Origin of the sequence: Streptomyces sp. NPDC004126, from assembly GCF_050275515.1 — a bacterium.
In the GTDB taxonomy this organism is placed as follows: Bacteria; Actinomycetota; Actinomycetes; order Streptomycetales; family Streptomycetaceae; genus Streptomyces.
Genome location: NZ_JBNNPF010000050.1, coordinates 36966 through 54307, shown reverse-complemented (window position 1 = coordinate 54307; position 17342 = coordinate 36966). Strand labels below are relative to the sequence as shown.

Below are 17342 nucleotides of genomic sequence, written 5' to 3'. Positions count from 1 at the left end.
CGGGGCTGCGCTTCTCGGTGCCGCCCTTGCCGGTGGCCTTGACCTGGGCCCGGACGGAGTCTGGGGGAGGGTAGGGGACCGCTCCGCGCAGCGGCGCCCACACCCCCACCCCCACCCCCACCCCCGCCCGGCCAGGGCAAGGGCAACGGCCCGGATCCGGACACTCCGCCCCGCTCTTCGGACAACCCCGCGCCGGACACCTGCCCCACCCCCGCCCCCCAATGGCACGCTCGGCCCCGCCGTCATCCGGCCACCACCCCGGCCACCGCGAAGGAGCCCGCGTGTCACACCCCCACCGCCCACGCCGCCTCGCCCTCACCGCCGCCGCTGCCACCGCCGCCCTGCTCGGCGCAGCCGCCCTCACGGCCATCACCCCCGCCACCGCGGCCACCGCACCCACCGGCGCGGCCACCGGCACCGGCATCACCCAGTACTCCGGCACCGTCCCCCTCGGCACCACCCACACCGGCACCGCCTACCAGCTCCAGGACCCCACCCGCGGCGGCCAGCGCACCCTGGACGCCCTCAACCAGACCAACAACCCCGGCGTCCCCTTCACCGACGCCGACAACACCTGGGGCGACGGCACCCCCGCCCACCGCCAGACCGCGGCCGCCGACGTCCACTACGCCACCGCCGTGACCTGGGACTTCTACAAGGCCGCCTTCAACCGCAACGGCGTCCGCGGCGACGGCGTCGGCACCACCTCCCGCGTCCACTACGGCAGCGGCTTCGGCAACGCCTTCTGGAGCGACAGCTGCGCCTGCGTCACGTACGGCGACGGCACCACCCCCGGACGCCCGCCGACCTCCCTCGACGTCGTCGGCCACGAACTGGCCCACGGCCTGACCGCCTCCACCGCCCACCTCGGCTACAGCGGCGAGGCCGGCGCCCTCAACGAAGGCACCTCGGACATCCTCGCGACCGCCGGCGAGTTCTTCGCGGAGAACAAGGCCGACCCCGGCGACTACCTCCTCGGCGAGCGCGTCTTCGACGGGCCGCCCCGCCGCATGGACCGCCCCAGCGCCGACGGCGTCTCCCGCGACTACTGGTCGTCCGACATCGCCGGCCTCGACCCGCACGCCGGCTCCGGCCCCGCCCGCCACTTCTACTACCTCCTCGCCGAGGGCAGCGGCCCCAAGGTCATCGACGGCGTCGCCTACGACTCCCCCACCCACGACGGCTCCAAGCTCCTCGGCATCGGCCGCGACAAGGCCACCCGCATCTGGTACCGGGCACTGACCCTCTACATGCGCTCCACCACCAACTACGCCGCCGCCCGCACCGCCACAATCCGCGCCGCCGCCGACCTCTACGGCCCCTCCGCCCCCGAGACCGCCCGCGTCGCCGCCGCCTGGACCGCCGTCAACGTCCGCTGACCCGGACCACCCCGCGCCGGGAGAGGCGCACCCGTGACACCATCGGGAACGTGCTCGACATCGGCTACTCCCTCTCCCGGCGCTTCCCGGACCCCCCGCAGACCGACTACCGCTCCGCGGACGTCCACGCGCTGCGCCACGACCTGTTCTGCGGCGACGTCTACCTCGCCGACACCGACAAGGACACGGAAGTGTCCACAGCCTGGGGATGGGTACCCGTACTCGACTTCGCCTGGGCCCTGTGCGACATCGTCGAGCAGCTCGACGAGGACCCCCGCGGCAGCCGCTCCGCCGACCGCCGGTACGCCGAGCTCGACTTCACCGAGTCCGCCGACCGCATGCTCTTCGAACGCCGCTTCGGCTGGGTCGACATCGAAGCCGACTGGATGGCCCCCGAGGAAGAACCCCTCACCTTCAGCCACCGCCTGCTCCGCCGCGAGGCCCGCGACTTCCTCCACGACCTGATCGCCGACCTCGTCGACATGCACGAGGGCCTCGGCGACAACCCGGTCATCTGGACGCTCCAGTCCCGCTTCCCCCGCGTCCCCGCCTGAGGCACGCCCCTGCCGGGGAGGGCGTTGGATACCCTCTCCCGGTTGGCTTCGGGCGTCGGCAGGCTTTTAACTGCCTGATGGGGGACGGTTTTTCATGAGCGACACGCATCCGGCCGAACTCTTTCAGCCCCTCGGACAGGACGACCCCGCCACCGTGGGCGGCTACCGGCTCAGCGCCGTCCTCGGCTCGGGCGGCATGGGCAAGGTGTACCTCTCGTACACCCTCGGCGGGCGGCCCGTCGCCCTCAAGGTGATCCGGCCCGAGTTCAGCGAGGACGCCGAGTTCCGGCGGCGGTTCCAGCAGGAAGTACGCGCCGCACAGCGGGTCCAGGGCCTGTACACGGCACCCGTCATCGACTTCGACACCGACGGCGCACAGCCCTGGCTGGCCACCGCCTACGTACCCGGCCCCTCCCTCGCGCACGCCGTCTCCGCACACGGCCGGCTGCCGCTGCGCAGCGTCCTGCTGCTGACCATCGGGGTCGCCGAGGCCCTCCAGGTCATCCACGGCGCGGACATCGTCCACCGCGACCTGAAGCCGGCGAACGTGCTCCTCGCCTCCGACGGCCCCCGCGTCATCGACTTCGGCATCGCCCGCGCCGCCGACGCCACCTCCCTCACCAGCAGCGGGGTCAGCGTCGGCACGCCCGCGTTCATGGCACCCGAACAGGCCTCCACCGGCACGGTCACCGCCGCCACCGACGTCTTCGCCCTCGGCCAGATCCTCGCGTTCGCGGCGATCGGCGCGCCCGCGTACGGGGACGGGAACTCGCACGCGATCCTCTACCGCATCGTCCACGAGGACCCCGACCTCAGCGCCCTGCCCGCCGAGCTGAAACCCCTCGTGACCCGCTGTCTCAGCCGCGACCCCGCCGGACGGCCCAGCCTCACCGAGGTCATCGAAATGTGCCACGCCCTCTCCCCCGCGCCGCTGCGCCAGGGCGAGGACTGGCTCCCGAAGGCCGTCGCCGGTTCCATCACCGAACGCCTGCGGCTGCCCGAACCGGCCCGGACCCCGCCGCCGCAGCCCGCGACCGCACCCACCCCGACCGAGCTCTCCGCACCCCCGCAGCCGCCCACCGCCCCGGCACGGCCCGCCGAGTACCCGCTCCAGCCCCCGTCCCCCGCGTACGCGCCGACACAGACGGCCCCCGCGGCCCCGGCGGCGGCCCCCGGCTACCCGACCCCGGCGCCCGGCTACCCGACCCAGCCGCCCGGCTACCAGACGCCCCCGCCCGGCTACCCGACCCCGGCCCCCGGCTACCCGACCGCCCCCGGCTACCCCACCCCGCCGCCGCTCCACCAGCCCGGCTACCCGCCCGCCGCCCCGCAGAAGTCCGGGCCCAACGGACGGATCATCGCCGGAGCCGTCATCGGCGGGCTCATCGGGATCGCGGTCATCGTCTCCCTGCTCCCGGACGGCTCCGCCAAGGACAAGGGGAGCAGCGCCGCCGGCAACCGCGGCAACAGCGGCGCCGCCGCCACCGCCCCCGGTCCCGGAAGCTCGGCCGCCCAGAACCAGAACAAGAACCAGAAGCGGCCCGACCCCACCCCCGCCACGTACCAGGGCATCGACATCACGGCCAACTACCAGGTCATGCTCGCCGACAACCCGCCGCGCCCGGCCACGGGCGGCAACGCCGGCGTCCTCTACAACGGCGGGGACTTCTTCTACTACTACGACAGCCTGTTCGGGGACACGAAGGTCGGCACCGCCAACGGCAAGCTCGTCGTCCTGAACAACGCCCAGAAGGGCTCCCTGGAAACCTGCCGCACGGAGACCCGCTACACCGAGAAGATCGGCCTCGACCAGCTCACCAACGGCTCCGAGATCTGCGTACTCAGCAACGCCGGACACATCGCGGTGCTCACCTACCGCGGCAAGTCCGACTCCAAGGACGCCAGCAACTACATCACCGTCGACCTCACCGTCTGGCGCAACGCCGAAGACCCGAAGAAGCACTGACACCGGCCCCGCCGCCCAGCCCGGCCCGTACGACCCCCGTCCGTACGGGCCGGACCCGCGCTCCGACACCCCCCGCTACCCCACCACCCGCAACCCCACGTGCGCCGCCAGCACCGGCGCCAGCTCGAACAGCTGCCCGGGACTGATCACCGCCCCCGCCAGCGCCTCCACCCCCCGCGCGATACCCAGCTCCGCGGCCCCCCGCAGGTCCACGTCCGCCAGCCGGGCCCCCGTCAGGTCCACCCCCCGCACCACGCAGTCCCGGAACTCCACCCGCTCCAGCACCGCGTCCCCGAAGTCCGGCTCCACCAGCACGCACCCCTCGAACACCACGTCCCGCAACCGCGCCGCCCGCAGGTTCAGGTAGTCGATCTTGCCTCCGCGTACGAGCACCCGCTCCAGCACCGCCCCGTACAGCTGCACCCCGCCGAGCCGCGCCTCCACCAGCTCCACGTCCCGCAGCGTGGCCCCCGACAGGTCCGTCCCCACGCCCCGGACGCCCTCCAGCACCGAGTCCAGGAACCGCGCCTTCGGCAGCCGCGCCCCGTCCAGCCCGCACCGCCGCAGCGCGCAGTCCATGAACCGCGCCCCGGTCCCGTCCTCCGCCGCCAGATCCAGGTCCGCGAACTCCAGCCCGTCGTAATCCCCGTCCGGCTCCAACCCCCCGCCGTCCCACGCCGCCGGCTCCGGCAGCCGCACCTCCGGCCGCCGGGCCGCCTTCACCTTCACCTGTCCGCTCCGCGCCATGCACCCATCGTGGCCCACGGCACCGACAACGGCCCCGCTACCGCGCCCCGCCCAGCCGCGCCAGCGCCCCGTCCGTCAACCGGTACACCGACCACTCCTCCTGCGGCCGCGCACCCAGCGCCTCGTAGAACTCGATCGTCGGCGCGTTCCACTTCAGCACCGACCACTCCAGCCGCTCGTACCCGCGCTCCACGCACGTCCGCGCCAGCTCCGCCAGCAGCGCCTTCCCGTACCCGCCCCCGCGCACGCCCGGCCGTACGTACAGGTCCTCCAGGTAGATCCCGTGGACCCCGCGCCACGTCGAAAAGCTCAGGAACCACACCGAGAAGCCCACCACCTCCCCGGCGTCCGTCTCCGCGACGTGCGCGAACACCGCCGGCCGCTCCCCGAACAGCGCCTCCCGCAACTGCTCCGGCGTCGCACGCGCCTCGTGCGGCACCTTCTCGTACTCGGCCAACTCCCGGATCATGGAGTGGATTTCGGCAACGTCGTCGACCACAGCGGCACGGATCATGGCGCCACCCTAGGCGGTGTCACCGCCCCAGCAGCAGCCCCGCCACCGCCACCTCCCGCCGCGGCAGCCGCCGGCAGCCCTCCTCCACCTCCCACAGGCAGTTCTGCAGCACCCGCCCCAACGTCCACGCCCGCGCCCGCTCCCGGTCCGCCCCCACCGCCTCGGTCAGCAGGTCGAACCGCCAGCACACGTCCCGCTCCCGGTACTCGTTCACCAGCGCCGGCAGCAGCTCGAAACCCGGATCCCCGGCCAACGGCTTCGGATCGATCGCCAGCCACGGCTCACGTTCCCCCGCCAGCACGTTCCCGAAGTGCAGGTCCCAGTGCAGCAGCCGGTCCCCCGGCTCCCCCGCCACCTCCGCCAGCGCCCCCGCACAGTCCCGCAGCACCCGCCGGTCCGCCGCCGAGGCCAGCCCGGCCGCCGCCCGCGGCACCCGCTCCAGCATCCCCGCAGCGACCGCCCCGAGCCCCCGCAGCCCCTCCGGCGCCGGCACCGCGCACAGCCGCGCCAGCAGCCCCCCGATCACCCCGACCGCCGCCCGCACGTCCCGCCGCGCCAGCCGCGCCAGCGGCCGCTTCTCGTCGAGCCGCTCCAACAGCAGTGTCCCCGTCGGCGCGTCCCACTCCAGCAGCCGTACGCTGCCCCGCCCGCCCCACGCCCGCAGCGCCAGCGGCTCCCCCGCCGTCTCCTCGTCCGGGGTCAGCACCTTCAGCGCCGCCGCCGTGCCGTCCGCCCGCTCCACCGGCAGCACCACCGCCGTCATCCCGCGCATCCCCGGCCCGGTCACCCGCAGCCCCCAACGCTCCAGCAACGCCTCCGCCACCACCCGGACACCCCTCCCGAACCAGCACGAAACCCCCCGCCACCCTACGGCGCACCACCCCGCCCGCACAGCGAACATCCCGCCGCGCAACCGGCCCCCGACCACGACATCCGGTACCTGGACACCCCGGCCGCACCCCGTGTACCAACTCCCCCATGACGATCAACGGCGGTATCTCCTTCTGGTACGCGACCGACACGACGGCCCCCCAGCCGACCCGCGCGCCCCTCACCACCGACGCCACGGCGGACGTCGTCATCGTCGGCGGCGGCTACACCGGCCTGTGGACCGCCTACTACCTCAAGCGCGCCGCCCCCGACCTCCGCGTCACCGTCCTGGAGCAGAAGTTCTGCGGCTACGGCGCCTCCGGCCGCAACGGCGGCTGGCTCTACAACGGCATCGCCGGCCGCGACCGCTACGCCGCCCTGCACGGCCACGAAGCCGCCCGCCGCCTCCAGCTCGCCATGAACGACACGGTCACCGAGGTCATCGACGTCGCGACCGCCGAATCCATCGACGCCGACATCCACCGCGGCGGAGTCCTCGAAGTCGCCCGCACCCCCGCCCAGCTCACCCGCCTCAAGGCCTTCCACACCGCCGAGGTCTCCTTCGGCGAGACCGAACGCGAGCTGTACGACGCCCCCGCCACCCGCGCCCGCATCGACATCGCCGACGCCGTCGGCTCCAGCTGGACCCCCCACGGCGCCCGCATCCACCCCCTCAAGCTCGTCCGCGGCCTCGCCGACGCCTGCGACCGCCTCGGCGTCACCATCCACGAATCCACCCCGGTCACCGAGATCGCCCCGCGCCGCGCCGTCACCCCCTACGGCACCGTCCGCGCCCCGTACGTCCTGCGCTGCACCGAGGGCTTCACCGCCGCCCTCAAGGGCCAGAAGCGCACCTGGCTCCCCATGAACTCCTCGATGATCGTCACGGCCCCCCTCCCGCCCTCGGTCTGGAAGCACCTCAACTGGCAGGACGCCCCGCTCCTCGGCGACATGGCCCACGCCTACATGTACGCCCAGCGCACCGCCGACGACCGCATCGCGATCGGCGGCCGCGGGGTCCCGTACCGCTTCGGCTCCCGCACCGACAGCGACGGCCGCACCCAGCCGGCCACCATCACGGCCCTGCGCGACCTCCTGTTCGCCTTCTTCCCGGTCCTCACCGGCACTCCGATCACCCACGCCTGGTCGGGCGTCCTCGGCGTCCCCCGCGACTGGTGCGCCACGGTCACCCTGGACGCCGGTACGGGCCTGGGCTGGGCCGGCGGCTACGTCGGCTCCGGCGTGGCCACCGCCAACCTCGCCGGCCGCACCCTGCGCGACCTGGTCCTGGGCGACCGCACCGACCTGACGACCCTCCCCTGGGTCCACCACCGCGTCCGCCGCTGGGAGCCGGAACCCTTCCGCTGGCTCGGCGTCCACGCCCTCTACGCCGCCTACCGCGAGGCGGACCGCCACGAATCCACCACCCACCGCCCCACAACGACCCCCCTGGCCCGCCTGGCCAACCGCATCTCGGGCCGCGACTGACCCCACCCCGGGAACGCGAAAAGGCCCCGGGTGATCACCCGGGGCCTTCCACTTCCGTACGAATCCCCTCGACCAGATTCCCTCTGACCTGGGACGGAGCCCCCTGTCGGATTCGAACCGACGACCTACGCTTTACAAGAGCGTGGCTCTGGCCAGCTGAGCTAAGGAGGCATGACACCCGTCCGTATACCCGCTGCGGACGAAGCCGCCATCACTCTACACAGCACTCGATTCCCCGATCCATCACATTGATCCCACACCCGTGACCCCTCAGCCACATGTTCGTTGTACGGACTGGTGTGCCGTTCTGAAGATCGGATCTTGGGAGGGGCGATGGCAGACCGCACGACGGGGGAGGAGGCCCGGCGCATCAAGCGTGAACTCCTCGGGGTGGGCGACCGGACCAAACACCAGGGCCGAGCGGCCACGTCACTGAAGGGCCTGCTCCGACAGCCGGGCACGCAGCAGCGCACGCACCGTTTCCGCTTCTACCCGACCGCCGACCAGGCGGACCAGCTCACCCAGACCTTCGGCGCGTGCAGGTGGGTCTACAACGAGGGCCTCGCCCTCCGGGTAAAGGCCTGGGAGGAGCACCGGGTCTCGCTGGGCTTCGCTGAGACTTGTCGGGCGCTGACCGGGTGGAAGCGAATACCGGACACGGCGTGGCTGAAGGAAGCCTCGTCCACCGTGCTCCAGCAGGCGCTGCGCCACCTGGACTCGGCGTTCACGCGGTTCTTCAAGGGGCTGTCGAAGTACCCGAAGCGGAAGTCGAAGCGCCGGTCGAAGGACTCTGCGACCTACGTCCGCACCGGTTTCCGGTGGGTCGAGGATCCGGAGCGTCCGGGTACGGCCTCGGTCACGCTCGCCAAGCAGACGGTGCCTCTGGACGTGCGCTGGTCCCGTGCGCTGCCGCCGGGGCAGTTGCCGGTGAAGCTGACGGTGACGCGCGACCGTGCCGGCCGGTTCTTCCTCTCCGTGCTCGTGGAGGAGGTGATCGCGCCGCTTCCGGAGGTGTTCCTGGCCGACAGCCGGGCGCCGAAGGCGGTGGGGCTGGACCTCGGGCTCGCGACGCTGGTCACGCTGGACGACGGGGAGAAGCTTCCGCATCGCGGTGCTCCGCGTGCCACGCGAAGGGCCAGAAGCTCGACGTCTCGGTCCGGGAGTGGACCTGCGCGGAGTGCGGCGCCGGCCACGACCGGGACACGAACGCTGCGGTGAACCTCCGGGACGAGGGGATGCGGCTGTACTGGACGGTGGCGATGGCGCTACCGCCAGGACGTGTGCCGCCGAGCGTGATCAGGGCTTCGGAGCTGCTGGAGCTCGTCTCGGCGGCATAGCGGAGTGAATTGCGGTACGGACCGACGGGCCGTCGGCCGTCACGCCTGTGGAGCCTGCGTAAGACCGACCAGGTGCGACCCCCAGGGTCTCGCCGGGCCGGCAGTGGCGTCGAAGCAGGAATCATGGCCAAAAGTCGGGTGCTCTGCCATAGGCCCCCACCACCCAATGTCCCCACAATCCGGGCCGTCAGATTGCTGACAGGAGCCGTACCGCCAGGTAGCGTCGGGCGGAGTCCAGGTGACTGGACTAGACCTTCCACTCGGATCGTCCGGCACGTTCCTGCCGGTAGAAGGGATTCACCACCATGGCTTCTGTCACCTTCGACAAGGCGACCCGCCTCTACCCGGGCGGCGACAAGCCCGCCGTCGACCAGCTGGAGCTGGAGATCGAGGACGGCGAGTTCCTCGTCCTCGTCGGCCCCTCCGGCTGCGGCAAGTCCACCTCGCTGCGCATGCTCGCCGGCCTGGAGGACGTCAACGGCGGCGCCATCCGCATCGGCGACCGCGACGTCACGCACCTGCCGCCCAAGGACCGGGACATCGCGATGGTGTTCCAGAACTACGCGCTGTACCCGCACATGACCGTCGCCGACAACATGGGCTTCGCCCTCAAGATCGCCGGCGAGGACAAGGCCACCATCCGCCGCAAGGTGGAGGAGGCGGCGAAGATGCTGGACCTCACCCAGTACCTCGACCGCAAGCCCAAGGCGCTCTCCGGCGGCCAGCGCCAGCGCGTCGCCATGGGCCGGGCCATCGTGCGCAAGCCGCAGGTGTTCCTCATGGACGAGCCGCTGTCGAACCTCGACGCCAAGCTCCGCGTGTCCACGCGTACGCAGATCGCCGCGCTCCAGCGGGACCTGGGGATCACCACCGTGTACGTCACCCACGACCAGGTCGAGGCCATGACCATGGGCGACCGGGTGGCCGTGCTGAAGGACGGCCTGCTCCAGCAGGTCGACACCCCGCGCAACATGTACGACCGGCCGGCGAACCTGTTCGTCGCCGGGTTCATCGGCTCGCCCGCCATGAACCTCGTCGAGGTGCCGATCACCGACGGCGGCGTGAAGTTCGGCGAGAGCGTGGTCCCGGTGTCGCGCGAGGCGCTGTCCGCGGCCGCCGACTCGGGCGACAAGACCGTCACCGTCGGCGTGCGCCCCGAGCACTTCGACATCGGCGACACCGGTGGCCTGACGATCACCGTGAACGTGGTCGAGGAGCTCGGCGCCGACGGCTACGTGTACGGCAGCCGCGACGGCCAGGACCTCGTGGTCCGCGTCAACGGCCGCCAGGTGCCCGAGAAGGGCTCTTCGCTGCACGTGGTGCCGCGTCCGGACGAGATCCATGTTTTCTCGACGTCGACCGGTGCACGGCTGTCCAACTGAGTGACCGGTAGGGGCGTTCCGCCAAGGGGCGCCCCTGCCGCGGCAGTTGCGGGAGCGTGCGCCGCGAACCCGGCAGACCGGGCCATTCGGCCGCACACGTCAACCCTTAAATCGAAAAGCCACGTCGAACCATCCCCCGACCGGGTGACTAAATGTCGCCAAATCCTCACCGAGCGCTACTCTCGCCCTCGTGACCCACACTGCCCGCCGAATCGGCCGTTCCCTCGCCCTGGTCCTGCCCGTCGTCCTGGTCCTGTCCGGGACCCTCGCGGTCACCATGGTCCCCTGGGCGGACAACTCCTCCCAGATCCTGACCGCCTCCGCCGAGGACGTCTCCGTCCCGAAGAAGCCGGCCGCCCCCCAGGACCTGCTGCGCGACAAGCTCCTCGGCGAGCTCCAGCAGGGCGAGCAGCCGGGCGCCGTGCTCACGCACCTCCAGCAGGAGGTGAACGGCCGGCCGTCGCTGGCGGAGCACTGCGTGAGCATCGCCCGGGCGCTGGGCCGGGCCGCCGTGGAGGCGTACGGGCCGACGAAGGCCCAGTCGTACGCGCGCCCCGTGTGCGACACCTCGTACGCGACCGGTGTCGCCTCGATGGGCTGACGGCCCGTCGCGCCTGCCCCGTCCGGGGCGGGGGCCGTCCCTACGCTGGCGGCCATGACCGAGAACGGCCCCGAACCACCCCAAACCACCGATGACGCGGCCGCGTTCCCGGCCCCTCCCACCCAGGCTGTGGTCCTGGCGGGCGGGCAGGGATCGCGGCTGCGGCCGTATACGGACGACCGGCCGAAGCCGATGGTGGAGATCCCGGGCACCGGACTGCCCATCATCGGGCACCAGTTGGCGTGGCTGGCGGCCGAGGGGGTGACCGACGTGGTGGTGTCGTGCGGGCATCTGGCGGTGGTGCTCCAGGAGTGGCTGGCGACGGCCGTGCTGCCCCTCAGGGTGACGACGGTGGTGGAGGAGGAGCCGCTGGGGCGCGGCGGCGGGCTGAAGTTCGCGGCGCGGCGGCTGCCGCGTCCGGACGGGGCCTGGTACGCGGCCAACGGGGACGTGTGGACGCGTTTCCCGCTGCGGGAGATGGCGGCGTTCCACGCGGAGCGGGAGGCGGTGGCGACGCTGGCGCTGGCGCGGCCGCAGATGCCGTGGGGGGTGGTGGAGACGAACGAGTTCGGGCAGGTGCTGGACTTCATCGAGGCCCCGCCGTCGCCTTATCCGATCAACGCCGGGGTGTACGTGTTCGCCCCCGGATTCGCCTCGCTGCTGCCGGACTTGGGGGACCACGAGCGGACGACGTTCCCGCGGCTGGCGCGGGAGCGGCGGCTGGCGGGCTTTCCGCTGCCGCAGGGGGCGTACTGGCGGGCGATCGACACGGCGAAGGACTTGACCGAGGCGGCGCGGGAGTTGGCGGCGCAGGGCGCCGTCTGAGCGGTTTCCGTGTTGCTACGTCGGCCTGTGCCGCCGGCGGGGCCTGCGTCCCGGCATGCGGAAGGGCCCGGTGCGCCGTACGCGCGCCGGGCCCTTCCGCGGCCTGTGGGTGCCGGTCAGCCGAGGAGGCCGCCGACGAGGCCGGGCTGCTTGGCGGGGGCGTCCCCGCCGGAGCCGCTGCGGCTCCCGGAGGAGGTGGCCGGCGGCTGCTGGGGGCTGGACTGCTTGGGGGTGCTGCCGCGCGGGGTCTGGCTGCCGCTGCCGGAGGTCTTGCCGGTGGTGGGCGCTCCGGAGCCGGTGGTGGAGCTGTTGCGGGTCGGGGCGCTGCTGCCGGTGCGGCCGGAGGTGGTGGCGGGTCCGGAGGGCACCGCGGAGGGGGAGGCCTGCTTCGAGGGCTGCTGCTGCCTGCCGGGGGCGGGCTGCTTGGCGGGGGCCTGCGGGAGCGGGCTTCCGGGGAGGTAGTTGCTGGGGGCCTGGCCGGGGCCGGGGACGGTGACGACGGTGGAGGAGCGGACGGCTCCGCCGAGGAGGGAGCCGATGAGGAGGGTGAGTCCGCAGACGACGGTGGCCATGACGGCGCCGCGCCGCAGGACGCGGCGGCGCAGCCGCCAGATCTCGGAGCGGGGGCCGAGGGTGCGCCAGGCCTCGCCGGTCAGGCGTGCGTCGAGGGAGTAGACGGGCGCGCCGGCGATGACGAGGGGGCTCCAGGCGGCGAGGTAGATGATGTCGGGGGCGTCGTAGGCGGGGACGGTCTTCCAGCTGACCGTCATGAGGAGGGCGGCGGAGAGCAGGGCGCCGATGCAGGCGGCGAAGCGCTGCCAGAGGCCGAAGACGGTCAGGACGCCGACGATGACCTGGAGGAAGGCGACGCTGAGGCCTGCTCCGACGGGGTGGGCGAGCGCGAAGTCGCGCAGGGGTTCGGCGAGGGCCCAGGGGTGCAGGGTCTGGAGCCAGGTGACCATGGAGCCGCGTTCGCCGCCGTCGAAGTAGACGGGGTCGCAGAGCTTGCCCATGCCGGCGTAGATGGAGATGAAGCCGAGGAAGACGCGCAGGGGGAGCAGGACGACGCCGAGGTTCATGCGGCGGCCGGGGTAGTAGGAGGCCTGGCCGCGGGCGTCGGGGACGGGGCGCCGGGTGTCGGGGCCCTGGTGGTCGCCGTCGTGGCCGTCGTGGCCGTCGTGGCCGTCGTGGCGGTCGTACGGCTGGGGCCGGTGGTGCTCGCGGGGGAGGTCGCGCACGGCGGCGAGGGGACGGGTCTCGTCGGGGTCGCCGTAGGTGCGCTGGCCGATGACGGTGGGGGTGGCGAGGGTGTCCTCGCCCAGGTCGTGTGCCAGGTCGACCCGGGGGATGGTCTGGGTGGCGGCTCCGCCGTCGTAGTCGTCGTGGCCGCGGCCTGCTTCGCGTACGGCCTGGAGGAGTCCTCCCATGGCCGCGGCGTCGCCGGGGGCGGACTTGCCGCTCCAGACGACGGGTGCGCGGCGGCGGGTGGCTCCGGCGGTCGCGACGGCGGCGGCGCCGAGGAGGGGCGCGCGGCCGGGGGCTTTCGCGGGCTTGGAACGCGCGCTCGGGCTCGGTGCGAGCCGCACGCGGAAGCTGGCGTGGTTGACGATGACCTGTGCGGGGTCGCACGGCACCTTGACCATGCTCAGCGCGGGCTGGTCGTCGAACCCTGACGTTCTGGTGTCCACACTCATCTAACCGAGTGATGAGTGTTTAGGACACTGCCTTGACACGAGGGATCTGTCCGAGACCCGTCAAGATCAAGTCGCCCCGCCCGTGAGGGGCGGGGCGACACGCTCACGGGTCACGTCCCGTGGGCCAGGTGGATCAAGCCGCTGCGGCCGTCCGGGTCAGACGCGGCCGCGCTGGGCGCGCTTGCGGGCGGCCTCGTAGAGGACGACGCCGGCGGCGACACCGGCGTTGAGGGACTCGGCGCCACCCGGCATCGGGATGCGGACGAGGTAGTCGCAGTTCTCGCCGACGAGGCGGCCGAGGCCCTTGCCCTCGGAGCCGACGACGATGACGACCGGGCCGCCGAGGGCGTCCAGGTCCTGCACCTCGTGGGTGCCCTCGGCGGCGAGGCCGACGACGGTGATGCCGGCCTTCTTGTAGTCCTGGAGGGCGCGGGTGAGGTTGGTGACGCGGGAGACCGGGGTGCGGGCGGCGGTGCCGGCGGAGGTCTTCCAGGCGCCGGCGGTCATGCCGGCGGCGCGGCGCTCGGGGATGACCACGCCGTGGCCGCCGAAGGCGGAGACGGAGCGGACGATCGCGCCGAGGTTGCGCGGGTCGGTGACGCCGTCGAGGGCGACGATGAGGGCGTCCTCGCCGTTGTCGTGGGCGGCGTCGAGGAGGTCCTCGGGGTGCGCGTACTCGTACGGCGGGACCTGGAGGACGAGGCCCTGGTGGTTGAGCCCGTTGGTCATGCGGTCGAGCTCGGGGCGCGGGGCTTCCATCAGGTTGATGTTGCCGCGCTCGCCGGCGAGCTTGAGGGCGTCGCGGACGCGCTCGTCGTTGTCGATGAACTGCTGGACGTAGAGGGTGGTGGCGGGCACGCCGTCGCGCAGCGCCTCGAAGACCGGGTTGCGGCCGACGACCATCTCGCTGGTGCCCTTGGGGCCGCCGCGGCGGGGCGCGGGGCGGCGCTTGGCGGCCTGGCGGGCCATGGCGTTGGCGATGCGGTTCGCCTTGTGCTTCTTGCGGTCCTCGGCCTTGGGCGTGGGGCCCTTGCCCTCCAGGCCCTTGCGCCGCTGGCCACCGCTGCCGACCGTCGCGCCCTTCTTGTTGGACGTGCGGCGGTTCCTGCGCTGGCTGTTCCCGGCCATGACCTCTACCTGTTTTCGTTCGTGCTGCGATATGTACGTATGAAGAGTGTGCCGCCCGGAAGCCCGGGCGGCACAACACGGCTGGTCCGGGTGGGTCCGGATCAGCGGGGGCCGAGGGTCCAGCGCGGGCCGCTGGGGCTGTCCTCGATGACCAGACCGGACTGGTTCAGCTGGTCGCGGATGGCGTCGGCGGTCGCCCAGTCCTTGCGGGCGCGGGCGGACTCGCGCTGCTCCAGGACCAGGCGTACGAGGGTGTCGACCGCCCCGTGGAGGTCCTCGCCGCGGTCCGCCTCGCCGGCCCAGTGCGGGTCGAGCGGGTCCAGGCCGAGGACGCCGAGCATCGCGCGCACCTCGGACAGCCGGGCGATCGCCTCGTCCTTGTCGTCCGCGGCGAGCGCGCTGTTGCCCTGGCGGACGGTGGTGTGGACGATGGCCAGCGCCTGAGGGACGCCCAGGTCGTCGTCCATCGCCTCGGCGAAGGCCGGCGGCACCTCGGCGGCGGCCTCGACGGGACCGCCCGCCTTCTCGATGACGCGCTGGTAGAAGCCCTCGATGCGGGCGAAGGCGGACTCCGCCTCGCGCAGCGCCTCCTCGCTGTACTCGATCATCGACCGGTAGTGCGGGGTGCCGAGGTAGTAGCGCAGGACGATCGGACGCCACTGCTTGACCATCTCGGAGACGAGCACCGAGTTGCCGAGCGACTTCGACATCTTCTCGCCGGACATGGTGACCCAGGCGTTGTGCACCCAGTAGTTCGCGAACGCGTCGCCGAAGGCCTTGGCCTGGGCGATCTCGTTCTCGTGGTGCGGGAAGATCAGGTCGAGCCCGCCGCCGTGGATGTCGAAGGCCTCGCCGAGGTACTTGTGCGCCATCGCGGAGCACTCCAGGTGCCAGCCGGGACGGCCGCGGCCCCAAGGGGTCTCCCAGGAGGGCTCGCCGGGCTTGACGGACTTCCACATGGCGAAGTCGCGGGGGTCGCGCTTGCCGGTCTCGCCGGTGGACTCCGGCTGGCGGATGTTGTCGAGCTCCTGGCGGGAGAGCGAGAGGTAGCCCGGGAAGGACTTCACGTCGAAGTAGACGTTGCCCTCGGACTCGTACGCGTGGCCGCGCTCGATGAGCCCGCGCATCATCTCGACCATCTCGGTGACGTGTCCGGTCGCGCGGGGCTCGTAGGTGGGCGGCAGGCAGCCGAGGGCGCCGTAGCCGTCGTTGAAGGCGCGCTCGTTGTCGTAGCCGATGGACCACCAGGGGCGGCGCTGCTCGGCGGACTTCGCGATGATCTTGTCGTCGATGTCCGTGACGTTGCGGATGAACGTGACGTCGTAGCCGCGGTAGGTGAACCAGCGGCGCATCATGTCGAAGTTGAGGCCCGAGCGGATGTGCCCGATGTGCGGGGCCGCCTGCACGGTCGCGCCACACAGGTAGATCGAGACGCAGCCCTGTTCGAGCGGGACGAAGTCGCGGATCTGCCGGGCGCTGGTGTCGTACAGGCGAATAGTCACGGCATCCAGGGTAGTGCGCCGACGGCAGTGCCCCGCGACCGTTTGAGGCCGCCCGAACGGTTTGTTGCCGAAGAGGTGACATCCGTAACGGGCGGCCCGTGGCCGTACGTCGTACTCAGGTCCGGTTCGTCCGGTAGACGAGGGCGGTGGCGATGGCGGCCAGGCCTTCGGCGCGGCCGGTGAGGCCGAGCCCGTCGGTGGTGGTGCCCGAGACGGAGACGGGGGCGCCCGCCGCCGCCGCGAGCGCCTTCTGCGCTTCCTCGCGCCGCTTGCCGATCTTCGGGCGTACGCCGATCACCTGGATCGCGATGTTGCCGATCTCGAAGCCCTCGGCGCGGACGATCCGGGCGGCCTCCGCCAGGAGGGTGACACCGGCGGCGCCGGACCACTCGGGGCGGGAGGTGCCGAAGTGCGCGCCGAGGTCGCCGACGCCGGCGGCGGAGAAGAGGGCGTCGCAGGCGGCGTGGGCGGCGACGTCGCCGTCGGAGTGGCCGGCGAGGCCGTCCTCGCCCTCCCACAGCAGGCCGGCGCACCACAGCTCGCGGCCGGTCTCGAAGGCGTGCACGTCGGTGCCGATCCCGACGAGCGGGATCAGGGGCAGGTCAGTAGACATCGGTGGCCCTCCTGCGGGCGAGTACGGCCTCGGCGAGGACCAGGTCGAGCGGGCGGGTGACCTTGAAGGCCTCCTCGTGGCCGGGGACGGTCACGACGGTGACCCCGGTGCGCTCCACCATGCCGGCGTCGTCGGTGGCGCCCTCGCCGCTGACGGCGATGGCCTCGTGCGCGCGCAGTAGGGTGGCGAGGTCGAAGCCCTGCGGGGTCTGCACGGCGCGCAGCCGGGCCCGCTCGGGCGTGGCGACGACCGGCTCGGGCTCGCCGGGCGCGCCGGGCTCGACCTCCTTGACGGTGTCGGCCAGGGGCAGGGCGGGGACCACGGCGGGGGCTCCGTCGCGGACGGCCTCGACGACGGAGTCCACGGTGTCGACGGGGACCAGCGGGCGGGCCGCGTCGTGGATCAGTACGGAGGTGATGTCGGCGGGGAGGGCGGCCAGGCCGGCGCGCACGGACTCCTGGCGGGTGTCGCCGCCGGGGACGACGAGGATCTCGGTGCGGTCGGGCAGGGCGTGCTCGTCCAGGAGGTGGCGCACCTCCGCCGCGCCGTCGGGCGGGGCGACGACCACGACCAGGGCGACCGCGCGGGAGCGGGCCATGGCGCGGACGGCGTGGATCAGCATCGGGGTCCCGCCGAGGGCCCGCAGGGCCTTGGGGGCGCCGGGGCCGAGGCGTACCCCGCGGCCGGCGGCCGGGATCACCGCGGCGGTGCGGTGGGGGCGGGATTCGTCAGACATCAGTAG

At 72.8% G+C, this 17342-nt stretch carries 16 protein-coding genes, 1 tRNA gene and 1 pseudogene; 9 read left to right on the top strand and 9 right to left on the bottom strand.

What is annotated here, in order from left to right; translation table 11 throughout:
- Positions 1-281: 281 nt before the first annotated feature.
- From ACQKM2_RS33210 to ACQKM2_RS33200, 3 genes are all read left to right on the top strand, one after another.
- Complete coding sequence (locus ACQKM2_RS33210; protein ID WP_427716412.1) at positions 282-1379, top strand: M4 family metallopeptidase; 1098 nt, start codon at positions 282-284, stop codon at positions 1377-1379.
- Between the two features lie 50 nt (positions 1380-1429).
- Positions 1430-1933: a hypothetical protein gene (locus ACQKM2_RS33205; RefSeq protein ID WP_427716411.1), complete on the top strand. Its 504-nt coding sequence runs from the start codon at positions 1430-1432 to the stop codon at positions 1931-1933.
- A 94-nt stretch (positions 1934-2027) separates the two neighbouring features.
- The gene (locus tag ACQKM2_RS33200; RefSeq protein WP_427716408.1) at positions 2028-3899 is read left to right on the top strand and encodes a serine/threonine-protein kinase; all 1872 of its coding nucleotides are present in this window, start codon (positions 2028-2030) and stop codon (positions 3897-3899) included.
- Between the two features lie 75 nt (positions 3900-3974).
- On the opposite strand, the gene ACQKM2_RS33195 is transcribed toward ACQKM2_RS33200, so the two are convergent.
- Genes ACQKM2_RS33195 through ACQKM2_RS33185 form a run of 3 tightly spaced genes read right to left on the bottom strand, consistent with a single transcriptional unit; the run spans position 3975 to position 5932 of the window.
- Positions 3975-4646, bottom strand: coding sequence for a pentapeptide repeat-containing protein (locus tag ACQKM2_RS33195; protein WP_427716407.1), 672 nt, complete (start codon positions 4644-4646; stop codon positions 3975-3977).
- Between the two features lie 37 nt (positions 4647-4683).
- Positions 4684-5160, bottom strand: a complete 477-nt coding sequence (locus ACQKM2_RS33190) for an N-acetyltransferase family protein (RefSeq protein ID WP_427716405.1) — start codon at positions 5158-5160, stop codon at positions 4684-4686.
- A gap of 19 nt (positions 5161-5179) precedes the next feature.
- Positions 5180-5932, bottom strand: coding sequence for an aminoglycoside phosphotransferase family protein (locus ACQKM2_RS33185; protein WP_427716421.1), 753 nt, complete (start codon positions 5930-5932; stop codon positions 5180-5182).
- Between the two features lie 206 nt (positions 5933-6138).
- Here ACQKM2_RS33185 and ACQKM2_RS33180 point away from each other — a divergent pair, with 206 nt between their 5' ends.
- Positions 6139-7518: an NAD(P)/FAD-dependent oxidoreductase gene (locus ACQKM2_RS33180; protein WP_427716403.1), complete on the top strand. Its 1380-nt coding sequence runs from the start codon at positions 6139-6141 to the stop codon at positions 7516-7518.
- A gap of 97 nt (positions 7519-7615) precedes the next feature.
- Here the strand turns inward: ACQKM2_RS33180 and ACQKM2_RS33175 are convergent.
- Positions 7616-7689: transfer RNA gene (locus ACQKM2_RS33175), tRNA-Thr, on the bottom strand.
- A gap of 162 nt (positions 7690-7851) precedes the next feature.
- Here ACQKM2_RS33175 and ACQKM2_RS33170 point away from each other — a divergent pair.
- The 5 genes and pseudogenes from ACQKM2_RS33170 to ACQKM2_RS33150 all read left to right on the top strand — a co-directional run bounded on the left by ACQKM2_RS33170 (position 7852) and on the right by ACQKM2_RS33150 (position 11663).
- On the top strand, positions 7852-8736 hold the full coding sequence (locus ACQKM2_RS33170; protein WP_427716400.1) for an RNA-guided endonuclease InsQ/TnpB family protein: 885 nt from the start codon (positions 7852-7854) through the stop codon (positions 8734-8736).
- Positions 8667-8855, top strand: a pseudogene (locus ACQKM2_RS33165) (zinc ribbon domain-containing protein); the annotation flags it as partial. The gene ACQKM2_RS33170 and the pseudogene ACQKM2_RS33165, both read left to right, overlap by 70 nt.
- A gap of 305 nt (positions 8856-9160) precedes the next feature.
- Positions 9161-10237, top strand: coding sequence for an ABC transporter ATP-binding protein (locus tag ACQKM2_RS33160; protein WP_427716399.1), 1077 nt, complete (start codon positions 9161-9163; stop codon positions 10235-10237).
- 190 nt (positions 10238-10427) lie between these two features.
- Positions 10428-10838 (top strand): hypothetical protein, encoded by a 411-nt coding sequence (locus tag ACQKM2_RS33155; RefSeq protein WP_125813845.1) that lies wholly within the window; start codon positions 10428-10430, stop codon positions 10836-10838.
- Positions 10839-10892: 54 nt separating this feature from the next.
- On the top strand, positions 10893-11663 hold the full coding sequence (locus ACQKM2_RS33150; protein WP_427716396.1) for a nucleotidyltransferase family protein: 771 nt from the start codon (positions 10893-10895) through the stop codon (positions 11661-11663).
- A 116-nt stretch (positions 11664-11779) separates the two neighbouring features.
- Here the strand turns inward: ACQKM2_RS33150 and ACQKM2_RS33145 are convergent, their stop codons facing one another.
- The 5 genes from ACQKM2_RS33145 to ispD all read right to left on the bottom strand — a co-directional run bounded on the left by ACQKM2_RS33145 (position 11780) and on the right by ispD (position 17336).
- Positions 11780-13357: a DoxX family membrane protein gene (locus tag ACQKM2_RS33145; protein WP_427716394.1), complete on the bottom strand. Its 1578-nt coding sequence runs from the start codon at positions 13355-13357 to the stop codon at positions 11780-11782.
- Positions 13358-13513: 156 nt separating this feature from the next.
- The gene (gene rlmB, locus ACQKM2_RS33140; RefSeq protein WP_007265519.1) at positions 13514-14485 is read right to left on the bottom strand and encodes a 23S rRNA (guanosine(2251)-2'-O)-methyltransferase RlmB; all 972 of its coding nucleotides are present in this window, start codon (positions 14483-14485) and stop codon (positions 13514-13516) included.
- Positions 14486-14586: 101 nt separating this feature from the next.
- The gene (gene cysS / locus ACQKM2_RS33135) at positions 14587-15987 is read right to left on the bottom strand and encodes a cysteine--tRNA ligase (protein ID WP_427716391.1); all 1401 of its coding nucleotides are present in this window, start codon (positions 15985-15987) and stop codon (positions 14587-14589) included.
- Positions 15988-16102: 115 nt separating this feature from the next.
- The gene (ispF, locus tag ACQKM2_RS33130) at positions 16103-16600 is read right to left on the bottom strand and encodes a 2-C-methyl-D-erythritol 2,4-cyclodiphosphate synthase (RefSeq protein WP_401253171.1); all 498 of its coding nucleotides are present in this window, start codon (positions 16598-16600) and stop codon (positions 16103-16105) included.
- On the bottom strand, positions 16590-17336 hold the full coding sequence (gene ispD, locus ACQKM2_RS33125; protein ID WP_427716389.1) for a 2-C-methyl-D-erythritol 4-phosphate cytidylyltransferase: 747 nt from the start codon (positions 17334-17336) through the stop codon (positions 16590-16592). The genes ispF and ispD overlap by 11 nt, the downstream gene beginning before the upstream one ends.
- Positions 17337-17342: the final 6 nt, after the last annotated feature.